Annotated in this window: 9 protein-coding genes; 3 read left to right on the top strand and 6 right to left on the bottom strand. The window is 66.1% G+C overall.

All coding sequences use genetic code 11. From position 1 onward, the window contains the following. Positions 1-87: 87 nt before the first annotated feature. Both E1293_RS39490 and E1293_RS39485 read right to left on the bottom strand, forming a co-directional pair. The gene (locus tag E1293_RS39490) at positions 88-402 is read right to left on the bottom strand and encodes a DUF6247 family protein (protein ID WP_207939364.1); all 315 of its coding nucleotides are present in this window, start codon (positions 400-402) and stop codon (positions 88-90) included. Between the two features lie 442 nt (positions 403-844). Beyond that, positions 845-1,024 carry a hypothetical protein gene (locus E1293_RS39485; protein WP_207939363.1) on the bottom strand — a complete coding sequence of 60 codons (180 nt, stop codon included), beginning with the start codon at positions 1,022-1,024 and terminating at the stop codon, positions 845-847. Between the two features lie 473 nt (positions 1,025-1,497). Between E1293_RS39485 and E1293_RS39480 the strand changes: the two genes are divergently transcribed. Beyond that, on the top strand, positions 1,498-1,851 hold the full coding sequence (locus tag E1293_RS39480) for a hypothetical protein (RefSeq protein ID WP_132204012.1): 354 nt from the start codon (positions 1,498-1,500) through the stop codon (positions 1,849-1,851). A 1,055-nt stretch (positions 1,852-2,906) separates the two neighbouring features. Here the strand turns inward: E1293_RS39480 and E1293_RS39475 are convergent. The 3 genes from E1293_RS39475 to E1293_RS39465 all read right to left on the bottom strand — a co-directional run bounded on the left by E1293_RS39475 (position 2,907) and on the right by E1293_RS39465 (position 6,456). Continuing rightward, entirely contained in the window at positions 2,907-3,908 is a 1,002-nt protein-coding gene (locus tag E1293_RS39475) for a MerR family transcriptional regulator (protein ID WP_132204010.1), read from the bottom strand. Positions 3,909-3,912: 4 nt separating this feature from the next. Continuing rightward, positions 3,913-4,584, bottom strand: coding sequence for a HEAT repeat domain-containing protein (locus tag E1293_RS39470; RefSeq protein ID WP_132204008.1), 672 nt, complete (start codon positions 4,582-4,584; stop codon positions 3,913-3,915). Between the two features lie 456 nt (positions 4,585-5,040). Beyond that, entirely contained in the window at positions 5,041-6,456 is a 1,416-nt protein-coding gene (locus E1293_RS39465; protein WP_132204006.1) for a glycoside hydrolase, read from the bottom strand. A 591-nt stretch (positions 6,457-7,047) separates the two neighbouring features. Between E1293_RS39465 and E1293_RS39460 the strand changes: the two genes are divergently transcribed. Together E1293_RS39460 and E1293_RS39455 are read left to right on the top strand one after the other, a co-directional pair. Next, positions 7,048-7,884, top strand: a complete 837-nt coding sequence (locus E1293_RS39460; protein WP_132204004.1) for a geranyl diphosphate 2-C-methyltransferase — start codon at positions 7,048-7,050, stop codon at positions 7,882-7,884. Positions 7,885-7,892: 8 nt separating this feature from the next. Then, positions 7,893-9,080, top strand: a complete 1,188-nt coding sequence (locus E1293_RS39455; RefSeq protein WP_243717241.1) for a family 2 encapsulin nanocompartment cargo protein terpene cyclase — start codon at positions 7,893-7,895, stop codon at positions 9,078-9,080. A gap of 27 nt (positions 9,081-9,107) precedes the next feature. Here E1293_RS39455 and E1293_RS39450 read toward each other — a convergent pair whose 3' ends face one another. Beyond that, positions 9,108-9,767: an MOSC domain-containing protein gene (locus E1293_RS39450; protein ID WP_132204002.1), complete on the bottom strand. Its 660-nt coding sequence runs from the start codon at positions 9,765-9,767 to the stop codon at positions 9,108-9,110. Positions 9,768-10,120 lie beyond the last annotated feature (353 nt).

Here is a 10,120-nt window from a genome sequence, read left to right as displayed (position 1 = left end):
CGGTACGGGCCAGCTCGACGGCGCGACGCCGGAACTCCGGCGGGTGAGGTGGTGGCACGAGACACTTCCTTCCCAAGTTGATCAAGGTCAACTCAGATCGGGTGTCCGTGCTACGGGGGGAAGCTCAGGGATCGCTTCTTCAGCGGCAGTGAAGACGGCCGGGTTGCCGGTGCGTGCCTGCTGTGCTCGTTCGGCGAAGTCGGGGCGGGCGTATGCGGTGGCCCGCATGTGCCAGAGGCGGAGGACCTCTTGGAGTTGGCGGTAGCGCCAGAGTTCGTGTGCGGCGTCGAGGGCGCTGCGGTAGTCCCGGATGAACCGCTCTCGCTCGTCATGGGGCAGTCGGCGGAGGATGTCCTCCGGGTCGAGCGGGTCATGATCGTGGTTCAGTGGTTCAGCCGTCATGACACCCCTCCTCGGCGCTCAGTGTCCTTGCCAGCCCTCGTCATGAGTCTACGGGTGTGCCGTCCGTTAGAGGGCGCAAGCCGGGCGTTCGAAGCGGTGGCGCCACCGGTGGACGGTCGTCTGCCAGCCCGTCACGGACTGGAAAGTACAGCACGGAAGTACCGCAACGGAGGCTTACGGCTGCTGGCACCAGCGACCACGCGCACATGGGCCTACCTGCGGAAACGCAGACGATCATGGGTAGGCCAGTTTCTTGTAAACAGAAGGTTGGGGGTTCAAGTCCCCTCGCCGGCTCCCACCCCAAAGGCCCCTTCCACTGCCGGAAGAGGCCTTTTTGCTAGCAGGTTTGCTTGCAGCAGCGGCTACGCGACCCCGTCCACCGTCCCCGTGGAGATCGTCGCCGCTTCGGAGAGTTGCCCGCTGACGACGTGCGCATAGACCCTCAGCGTGATCCCGGGTCGGCGTGCCCGAGCCGCGCGGCCACGACGTGCACTGGGACGGCCGCCAGGAGCAGAGTCGTCGCGTGGACGTGCCGGAGGCCGTGAAGCGGCTCGACGTCCTCACCGTCGTTGTGCCCTTTGATCAGCACGGCCATAAGGAACGAGACGGTGTCCGGGTGCACGGGCTCACCCCATCCGGTAGTGAATACGTACTCGCCTTCCGTGCCCTTCCAGGACTCGTCGACGTCCCGCCACCGGAGGTTGTGCAACTCCCCGCGCCGCGCGCCCGTCCAAGCGGCGGGCGTGGGCGCCGGTTACCGGACGGCGAGTGCCGGACTGCGCATAGGCGACGCACCCGCTGGCCCCTCGGCGCCGCTTGGGCGTGATCACGCAGAGGGGCGCAGCCCGTCCGGCAGACGGCTCCGCCGCCCTTGGGGTGCCTACGGCATCAGACGGCGTTCCATGCCGAGCTGACGCTTGAAACGTCCAGATGATCGCCTCGACGCGCTGCAGCAGCCAGGCGGGGACGCCCTCCGGATTTTCTCCGTCGCGGCGGGCAGGCCGAATCATTGGAACGAACCTTCCTGGGTATTGACAAACGATCATGGCAGGCCGATGATCAACTCAACCAAGATCCCCCCGAAGGGAGCTCGAAATGCGAATGACGGGCAATCGAGTCCTGTCCATTGCGGCCGCGGCGATTACCGTGGTCGTGGCGCCTGTTGTGGTCGCCATTCCGAGCGCAGCGGCGAACGAAAAGGGCGCCGGGATCATGGCCGGGTGCACGGACTGGACGCCGCACATGAGGGGAGTCATCTCCGGCACGGCTCCGGTGCACAGCAGCTATTCGGGGTCATCCAGGGTGATAGCCACGTGGAAGTACGGGCAGATCTTCCGTGTCGACAAGCGTTGCGTGAACAGTTCCGGAAACCTGTGGTGGCACTCGGATTGCTGTACTGGCGTTAAAGGCTACATCTGGAACGACTATACAAAGGTCACCGGAACCTGATGAACTAACAGGGCTCGCCTAGCGATCTGTGGCTGTAAGCCGTAGCCACATTTCGCCAGGTGAGCCCTGTTGTGGAGCGCCAGTTCACCGAGGCCCGCGCCAACGGCGATAGACCGTGCTCGGCTATCACCATGGGCTGGGGCCCGTCCGCCGGTGGTCCAGTACGAAATCGTGCGACCGCCTTATGGCGTTCCAGCGTCACCGCGATGCTCACATTGATGTAACTCAGCGTTCTGCCCCGCGTAGAATTGGACCTGATACGGCGTCGCCAACGCCTGTGCTTCGACCATGCCGAGCCCTCGCGATCGTTCGGCAGGAGACTAGCCACCACGCTCGTAAACATGTTTCTCTATCCGGATAATCGAGCAAAGTGAGCGAGTTGATCCCGGTCTAGGGACACGGCCTGGTCGTGGTCCGAGATGTTGCCGCTTGGAGTGGAAAGGTGCAGGGCTCCCCCCGAGCCCGCCTGGCTAGGATAGCGACGGCCAGAACCCATCAAAAGCGCTTCGCGCTCCTTTGGAATCGGGGAAGCCCGCCTCTTAACGGAACCTGTCCGTCGCTCAGTCCGGGTCTTTGTCGGGGCCGGGGAGAAGGCGGGAGAACAACAGCGGCCACGCCGCGCGCCCAGTCGCTCACGGGGACGGGGCATCACGCAGACCCCGGTCAGTTACCCGCAGGCTGAGGCGGCGCGGAACCTGCCAACGATCGAGGGTTCCGAGCGGTACGAGCTTGCCCGTTCCGGTGGGGAGGCATATTCGGGCTCGTCATTGGCCAGGGCCACGGCGTCTCAGGGGTGTTCGGTTACGTCAGCGAGGGACGTCACTAGGGCGTCGAGGGCTTACTCGTCGTCGCGATCGGCCGGGCCATGCTCAACGCGCTCCCATCCGTCCGGCGTAGACGTCGCCTCAAGGCCCTCGCGATGAACGAGGCCGAACTGCGCGCGGACGCGTTGTCCAGGTCGACACCTGGCCACCGCAGGTGGTGCTGCCCGCAGGCCGAGCCATCTGGCCGGTCCAACCTGAGGATTGAAAGGGCTCGCGGGAGTCGGACGACATTCAGTCGTCGGGGTGCCGTGCCTTGAGCACGAATGACGCGGTGAGGGCGACATTGCGATCGACGTCGCTTGAGAGCGTGGTCAAAATCGTCTGAGCGTGCGGACCGGGTATCTCTGCGAGGGAAGCCGCGAGGCGCTGGCGAGCCGTGGGCGTTGCTCCGACGAGTTCGTTAGCGATCGTGTTCGCAACCTCGCCTCCGCAACCGTGATGGCGAGCGAGCGTCCCAAGCACGTCAGCGGCTTCGACATCGTCGCGCCCCTCGACGACCAGGGCAACGAGTGCGGGGATGGCGTCGGCCTGGCCTCGTGTGCCGCGCGCGAGTACGGCTCGTCGGCTTACCAGCGGATCCGGATGGCGGAAGGCCCCGGCGAGGGCGGCGGAAGCCCGTGGTGAGTTGATCTTTTCGAGCGCCGCCACCGCGCGATGTCTCCGATCGGCGATCGGAGAGTTCAGAGCCTCCACCAGAACCGGGAGCGCACGGTCGCCGGTCCGTGCCAAAGCCCAGTAGAGCGCGCCGGCGACATTGGGGTCGGCCTCTTCAAGCGCCGCTTCGGCAAGAGGGACGGCCTCGTGATCCTGCTCGCCTGCGAGTGACAGGGCGAGGCGTTGACGTGCCGAGGCGTCGTTGGCGTCGAGTCCGCGCATCAGTCCGATGACGCGCAGCACGTCGGCCCATGCGGCGGGGTCGCTTGCTTGCACTTGGTCAAGTCGGCGAAGCAGTTCCTCCTCGCGGGCGAGGCGGTCGTTGGTACGCGTGATGAGCTGTTCAACCATCGATGCCGGGCTGAACGAGAGGTCAGCGAGTACGTCCGCGATTTCGTGCAGGCTCAGTCCGAGCGAGCGGAGACCTTCCACATGGAATAGGCGACGGACATCCTGCTCCGAGTACTCCCGGTACCGGCCCGGTGTGCGCTCGGTCGGCGACACCAGCCCGAGCCGGTCGTAGTGGCGCAGCATCCGGGTGCTGATGCCAGACCGTTCAGAGACTTCGCCGATCCGCATTCGCTCACGCCTCGGTGGCCGGTGCACCAAGAAGCGCGGTGATCCGGTGTGCTTCTTCGATCGCAGCGTCGAATCCTGCGTCGGGATTTCGTATCAGGTGCTCGGTGGCGATGGCATGGGTGCGCACACCGTCGTCACGATCGGCCTTCGCTCGCTCGACAACGGACGCCGCCGCCGGCCCGAGAGTGACGAAGGCGCGGCTGAGGCTCAGCTGCATATCGCGATCTCCCCGGTTGAACTGGGTCGACAACGTCTCAGCGAGATCGGCTTCACGACCCTCCGGGACGAGTCCGGCCGCCGTACGCCATGCAGCGCGGGCGACCTCGTCGTCCTCATCCTGCAGGAGGCCGGTTGTGATCGCGGGCCACACGCGCCGATCACCGATCTTCGACAGCGTATGCAGAGCCTGGCTTCGGGCCTGCGCCGTTTCGGACTTGAGTTCGACCAGCAGCCGATCGACGACGGAAGCCGCATCGTGCTGCGTGAGCGCCCAGGTCAGCATGTCACGCACGTAGAAGTCCGGCTCGACACCGCACTGCTCCACCAGGACCTCGACGTACTCGGGCGCGGGATGCATGCCGGCGGTCAGCGCCACCTGCAGCCGCACCGATGACGTCGCAGCCTCCAACGCTGTCTTCAGCCGCGACGCGATCTGGTTGTCATGTTTCTGGACCACTTCTGGACCACCTCCATCCTCGATTCAAAACCTTGTCACAGTGACAAGGTCAAGGATCCGCCGTGACTTGGCCGTTGTCAGTTCGCTGAGCACGATGCGGATCCTCGGACCGTTGCTCATGCCGCGCTCCTTGATCCGTTTCACCGCACGTGTGAGCCGCAGCGTCCCGGGTGAGTGTCAAGTCAAGTGGGACAGCGGCCAGTGACCGCTACGTGGCATGTCCGTCCTGGTCGGGCCCGGTGTGGCCGGTGGTGTATTTGTCGGGTCGCGCTTCCTTGCGCAACTGCTCCGACTCGGCCGGCTCCGGCGTTTGGGCTGCACGAGTTCGGCGGGGCGCAGGTCGAATAGCGAAGCATGGTCTATCACCAGGGCTCGCTGAGTGACAACGGCGGTTCCGGCCTGCTTATTCGGCAGTAATGGCGAGCACCTGGCTGGCAGTCTCTTGGTACCCGCTTTTCAGATCTCGACTTCGTCGATTTCTATGGTTGTGACCGTGTTCGGGTCGTGGGTCAGTGTGAGTATTCCGTCTCGCAGGGAGATATCAGTGTCCTTTGCGTATCGGCGTGCGTTCGGGGCGTTGGTTGCATCGGTGACCCATACGCGGGCTATGCGTTCGCCCTCGGCCAGTTGCCTGAGGTTGTAGGTGACACTTTGCTGCGCGCTGTCGTTTACGGTGACCAAGGCCAGTCGTCGGGCGGTTGCGTCATGGGCTGCGACGGTGTTGGTGTGGCCTGACTGGAGGATTCGCATCGTTGGCCTGATGTGGCGGGTGTAGTGGGCGAGAACGTAGTACTTGGTGTTGACGCCGTCGACTTCTCCCTTGAGCGTGCCCTTGGCTCCACCGTTTGGGTTGGGGGTTTGGTCGTCGTATTCACCGTCGAGGAGCCCCCAGTCAAGCGCTTCCACCGGCTGCCAGCAGACCCATCCGCGGGGACGGAGATGCTGGACGTCACGGCTGATGCTCAGCGCCATCGACAGTCCGTCAGGCTCGCCCTCTGAGTACTCCGACTGCCATATGGGTGTTCCTTCGCCAACGGCCTCGCGGAGCTTGGCGCGGCTGCGGCAATCCTCGTCGCGCTCGTACGCGTGCACGTTGACGCGGCCGATCAGCCGTCTGGTGCCTTCGCTGAAGTTCCGCCAGGTGTCGGCTGCGCTCGAGTAATGGCATTCGTCGGACGCGGCGATCAGCACATCGTCGAGACCCTGCTCGTCCAGTGCGCCGCGCAGGCATTCGAGGACCGCCTCTTGTGCTCCGCGGGTGAAATGGCAGCCCTCCTGGTTCTGCTGCGCGTGCCAGGCATTGAGTGACGGCTCGTTGAACGGGTCGACCGAGGTGAAGCGAATTTTCCACTGGTCGCGGGCATGTTTGGCTACCACGGCGATAAATTGGGCGAACGCCTTCTGATGCTGGAACGCCAGGTTGTCCTGATCGCCTTGCTCGGCGCCGGAGGGATTCCCGTTGACCGTCATCCACCACGGCGGCGACACCGAGAACATCTCGAAGGTGTCAGCGCCGGCATCACGAGCCTTCGACAACATGGTCCGCTGGTTGGCGTCGGCACTCCAGTCCCACTCGTCGCCGTCGCAGAATGTTTCGATCTGCTTGCGGCGGACGATGGCGGGCGACTCGATCATTGCCGATCCGTCCGTCCAGGTGCAGGCGCCCAGGTTGTAGCGCACGATGTTCAGCCCCAGTCCGGGAAGCTCTATCTCCCCACCTGTGGCCCCGACTCTGACGCCGTCCAAGCCGAACAGGGCGGCGGCCAGGTCGTCGCGGCCGCCCAACTCGGTATTCGCCCACCATGACAGGCACGTCCCCCAGCCGTCCCAGATGTACGCGTTTTGAGCATCGATGACCCGTTCATCGGACATGTCCCACGCCCCCGCTCGTCCGTTCGGCCGGAATGTGTTCGGACCAGCGGGCGCTATGCCACGCTTTTCAGATCTTTGCTCGATCCATTCTCAAATGGGGTGTGTGGAAGTTCTGCTACCTACTGGGCACCTGGCTTGCGTCGCCTGACGACCAGTTGCGCCCGACCTGGCCGGGTCAGCCGGCTACGAGGTCCTGGCTCGCCGAGGGCTTGTCTCCGGAGCGGCGTGACCGGGCCATGTCGCTTCGCCTGGTCGGCAACCAGGCGGGCGGATCACCTTGCCCGGTGCCGCCGGTCTCCTGGACGCAGGGCTGGGTGCTGCCGGCGTCCTCTACGCCGACCGATCCCACTCTCAGCTGGGCCGCCCGCAATCCCCCCATCGATCCCGTCTCATCCTGATGCCGGACGCGCGGTGGGTGTCTGGGGTGTGACATTGGCGTGACCGGGGGTGGTGGCTTCTGTGCTGGGCGGTCCACTTCAGAAGCTGTGTGATCACGGTTAGTTTCCAGGTCGTGACTTAGCGCAGCGGAGGGCGGGGTGTCGCTGCTCTTGTTCGGTCAGCTCGGAACGTCCAGCGAAGGGACCACCTCATATGACGGCCATCGCCAGCGTGTACCAGAACGACGTCGCCAACTACTGGAACGCCGAGCGCAACCCCGTCAACCTGCGGCTGGGGGACGTGTCGGGGACGTACCACCACCACTACGGCATCGGCGAGGTCGACTGGTCCGTCCTGGACGTGGCGGAGGACAAGCGGGAGGAGGCGATCATCGCGGAGCTGCACCGGCTGGAGAACGCGCAGGCGCAGTTCTTGCTCGGCAACCTCGGTGACGTCCGGCCCGGGCACCGGTTGCTGGACGCCGGGTCCGGGCGGGGCGGGTCCAGCATCATGGCCAACGCCGCGTTCGGCTGCCGGGTCGACGGCGTCTCCATCTCCCAGACCCAGGTGGACTTCGCCAACGCCCAGGCCACGAAGCGCGGCGTCTCCGACAGGGTCCGGTATCACTTCAAGAACATGCTCGACACCGGCTTCGAGGCGGGCGCGTTCCAGGCGATCTGGAACAACGAGTCGACGATGTACGTGGTCTTGGACGATCTGTTCGCGGCGCACTCGCGCCTCCTCGCACGCGGTGGCAGGTACGTCACCATCACCGGCTGCTACAACGACGTGTACGGGCTTCCGTCGAAGGCGGTCTCCGCCATCAACGCCCATTACGTGTGCGACATCCATCCGCGCAGCGCCTACTTCCGCGCGATGGCGGCGAACCGGCTCGTGCCCGCCAGTGTCATCGACCTGACGGCCGACACGATCCCGTACTGGGAGCTGCGCCAGAAGTCGTCGGTCGCCACCGGCATCGAGGACACGTTCCTGGAGGCGTACCGCGACGGCGGCTTCCAGTACCTGCTCATCGCCGCCGACCGGATCTGAGGCCGCCCATGGAAGATCGATCCGCGCCGAGCGTGCCCGCGGCGCGTCGCCCATGCAGCGGCGCCACGACGGTTCTGCCCGCGGACGAGCGGCCGGGGCCGACCGGGTTGGGAACCGGCGCGGCGTTCCTGCCGGCGCTGATCGCGGCCGCGCGTCCCAGCCGCGAGATCCCCCACGGTGACCTCCTCGGCGGGACGCACCCGGTCCCGGGCCCCGGCTACGTCGAACGTCCCTGGGGGGACGGATCGCACGCACCGCTCTACTGCCCGGTTCATGAGCGCGCCGACGACGGCCTGGCCGGTGAGGTCGACGCCCGGCTCGTCTCCTGGGCGCGGGACTGCGGGTTCGAGGACGAGGAGCTCGACGCGCTGAAGAAGGCCGCGTTCGGACGGCTGGTCACCCTCGCCCATCCCGACACCGACGATCCCGATGCCCTGCTCGTCGCCGCGCAGTTGAACGCCGCCTGGTGGGCCGCGGACGACTACTACGCCGACGACACCGCATTGGGCGCGGTGCCGAAGCTGCTACCGCCGCGCCTCACCCTGGTCATGTCGGCGATGGACCCGGTCCCGTCCGTGGGGGACCTCACCCCTCCGCTGGACGAGGCCCTCCAGAACGACCTGGTTCTCAGGATGCTCGGCTCGGCCGTCGACCACCTCAGCCGTCATGCCAGTGACGCGCAGGTCCAGCGGGTCTGCTACTCGACCTTCGCCATGTTCGTGAGCTGGACGGCCTACGCGGCATGGCGGGAGACCGGGGAGCATCCGCCGGCCTGGGAGTATCTCGCGGCGCGCCAGCACGACAGCTTCTACACGTCCATGACGCTCATCGACGTCGTCGGCGGCTACGAGGTTCCGGCCCACCTGTACTACGAGCCGCGCGTCCGCCGTGCCGCCTTCCAGGCGGGGACCGCGAGCGTCATCGTCAACGATCTGCACTCGGTGGCCAAGGACGCCGCGGACGAGAACCCCGTCTGCAACCTTGTCCTGCTGATCGCCGCCGATCGGGACTGCTCGGTCGAGGAGGCGACCGAGATCACCGTGGCGCTCCACAACGACCTCGTCCGCGACTTCGAGGCCGGGCATCGGGAGCTCGCGTCCATTCCCTCCCCGGAACTCCAGCGTTTCCTGCGGGGACTGCGAGCCTGGATGGGGGGCGGCTTCGAATGGCACGCCACCAACCCCCGCTACGCCTGATCGTGAACGCTCGCCGATTGGGCGGACTCAGCCCGAACGGCCAGAAAGGCGTTTGCGGGCAATCTCCTTGATGTCTTCGGGGAGCGCTTCGGCGGCCGCCAGTCGTGGCAGTAGGGCGGGCTCTCGCGTGAGCGCGCGGAAGGCCAGGGCCACGGTCACGTCATGGTCTGGACGGTGCACGATCTCGACCGGGTCGCCGGCGTGTATCCGTCCTTCCGTGATGACGCGGAAATAGGCGCCCGGCTTGGCCGCTTGTGTGAACCTCTTGATCCAGCCGGTTCGGTCCAGCCAGCCCTGGAACGTTCCGCAGGGAATCCGGAAGCTGGAGGTCTCCAGGATGACGTGCCTGCCCACGCGCCAGCGCTCGCCGATCAGGGCCTCGTTCACCTCAATGCCGGTCGTAGTGAGGTTCTCGCCGAAGACGCCGTTGCGCAATGGCCTGCCAAGTTCGGCTTCCCAGACGTCGAGGTCTTCGCGGGCGTAGGCGTAGACGGCCTGGTCGGGGCCGCCGTGGTGTCTACCGTAGGTGCGGTCGCCTGCGAGGCCGACCGCGCCGCTGCCTTGAGGGCCGCCGGGAGCGGTGACCATCACCGGACGGTCCGTGGGGTGCTTGTCGATACCTGTCAGAGCGGGGGCCATCCAAGGGTTGTGGCGCGCCTTGCCCACGTTGACCGACAGCAGCTTCATACCGCGACGGTATTACGCCCGGACGACCCGTCCAGCAGAGTGCTGCGCGGCGGCGTTACACGCACTGCGGCGCGGGCGCGCTTTGCCAACCCCTGAACTGCGCAGCTGCCGCTCATATCCGTGGTGGCGTTCGCCATCCTTCGTGCCGTCCGCCTCGACGGCCCGGACGCGAGGTGCTCATCGTCTGGATGGAACTCAAACCCTTATCGCGTCAACGATGGTGGCTGTGGAGAGGTCGCCGAACGCCCATTGCGCCATTAGGCGGAGGGTGCGGGCGGCGAACGTTTGCGGCGCGTCGGGTCTGTGCCAGGGGCGCAGAGTGATGGCGTCGTCGGTGAGGGGAGGGGCGGGGA

The sequence above is a fragment of the Actinomadura darangshiensis genome (genome assembly GCF_004349235.1).
Taxonomy (GTDB): domain Bacteria; phylum Actinomycetota; class Actinomycetes; order Streptosporangiales; family Streptosporangiaceae; genus Spirillospora; species Spirillospora darangshiensis.
The sequence above is the reverse complement of the archived record's forward strand: the minus strand, read 5'-3'. Positions and strand labels throughout refer to the sequence as shown.

Excerpts from the sequence above, each read along its gene's own strand:
- E1293_RS39490 (WP_207939364.1), bottom strand. The coding sequence starts at position 402 with ATGACGGCTGAACCACTGAACCACGATCATGACCCGCTCGACCCGGAG.
- E1293_RS39480 (WP_132204012.1), top strand. The coding sequence starts at position 1,498 with ATGCGAATGACGGGCAATCGAGTCCTGTCCATTGCGGCCGCGGCGATT.
- E1293_RS39475 (WP_132204010.1), bottom strand. The coding sequence starts at position 3,908 with ATGCGGATCGGCGAAGTCTCTGAACGGTCTGGCATCAGCACCCGGATG.
- E1293_RS39465 (WP_132204006.1), bottom strand. The coding sequence starts at position 6,456 with ATGTCCGATGAACGGGTCATCGATGCTCAAAACGCGTACATCTGGGAC.
- E1293_RS39460 (WP_132204004.1), top strand. The coding sequence starts at position 7,048 with ATGACGGCCATCGCCAGCGTGTACCAGAACGACGTCGCCAACTACTGG.
- E1293_RS39455 (WP_243717241.1), top strand. The coding sequence starts at position 7,893 with ATGGAAGATCGATCCGCGCCGAGCGTGCCCGCGGCGCGTCGCCCATGC.
- E1293_RS39450 (WP_132204002.1), bottom strand. The coding sequence starts at position 9,767 with ATGAAGCTGCTGTCGGTCAACGTGGGCAAGGCGCGCCACAACCCTTGG.